The following is a 1076-nucleotide window of genomic DNA, read 5'->3' as shown; positions in this document are numbered from 1 at the left end:
CTTCATTCTGGTTGACCCTCAGGTGTGTTGACCTCAGATAGAATGCTGAGCCTTACGACCTGGTCGGTTTCTAAAGGGCGATCGCTGGCGACAATAAATGTCTCGTTTGGTTCTAGTCCAGAGAGAATCTCAATGTTGCCTTGATTCTGTTGTCCGATGGTGACGGAGCGAGCTGTTACGGTTGGTTGGGCTTCATCCTTTTTTAAGATAAAAACGGTGTTGTCATTGCTTCCAGTTTTTAGGGCGCTGGCAGGAACGACAACGGTTTGATTATCGGTTGTTGAAAACTGTACTCGGGCTAATTTTCCGCTACCGATGCGCCGATCTGGATTGCTCAGGGTGACTTCTACGGGGATAAGTCGAGAGGTAGTATCCGCTACGGGGGAAATGCGGGTGACGCTGCCCGTAACTTGGATATCTGGAAAGGCATCGAAGCGTATTTCGGCGGGTTGCCCCAGGGCGAGTTGGCCAATATCCAGCTCTGATACCTGTACTTCTATAGTGAGGCTGCTAAGGTTGCCTAGCTCAAAAATGGGCGTGCCAGGTTGCACATAGTCCCCAGGCTCTAAGAGTTTGGTTAAGACAGTAGCGGTCTGCGGGGCATTTACATTCACCCAGCGCAGTTGTTCCTTGGCTTCTGCTAATACGGCCTGCTGGGCTGTGACCCGACTGTTGGCGGCTGCGATCGCTTGTTCCCTAGCCTCAATCTGAGCCTGGGCCGATGCCACTGCCTGCTCTGCACTAATTAGCGTTAACTCAGCGGCTTCAGCCACCTGTTGTGAAATTGCTCCCTGATTTGCTAGCTGTCGTAATCGGTCAGCATCCAGTTTTGCCTGGTCGCGAGTGGCCTGGGCTTGAATTGCTGCGGCTTGGGCATCGGTAATGGACACCTGATCCACTGCGACTTCGGATTGGCGTACCGACAGTTCTGCCTGGGCTTCGTTGACTCGGGCAGTGAGCAAACCACTATCGATTTGGGCGAGTACATCCCCTGACTGTACCGGGTCTCCCACATCTACTTGGGTGGAAACAACCGCACCTGCCGTTTGAGCACTGAGAACGATTTGCTGTTCAGG

At 52.9% G+C, this 1076-nt stretch carries 1 protein-coding gene; it reads right to left on the bottom strand.

The genetic code is table 11. The annotated features are described in order from the left end of the window. Positions 1 to 2: 2 nt before the first annotated feature. The coding region (locus tag F6K52_RS36700) for an efflux RND transporter periplasmic adaptor subunit (RefSeq protein ID WP_293090207.1) at positions 3 to 1076 on the bottom strand (1074 nt) is incomplete at its 5' end.

This window comes from Moorena sp. SIO3H5 (genome assembly GCF_010692395.1).
In the GTDB taxonomy this organism is placed as follows: Bacteria; Cyanobacteriota; Cyanobacteriia; order Cyanobacteriales; family Coleofasciculaceae; genus Moorena.
The sequence above is the reverse complement of the archived record's forward strand: the minus strand, read 5'-3'. Positions and strand labels throughout refer to the sequence as shown.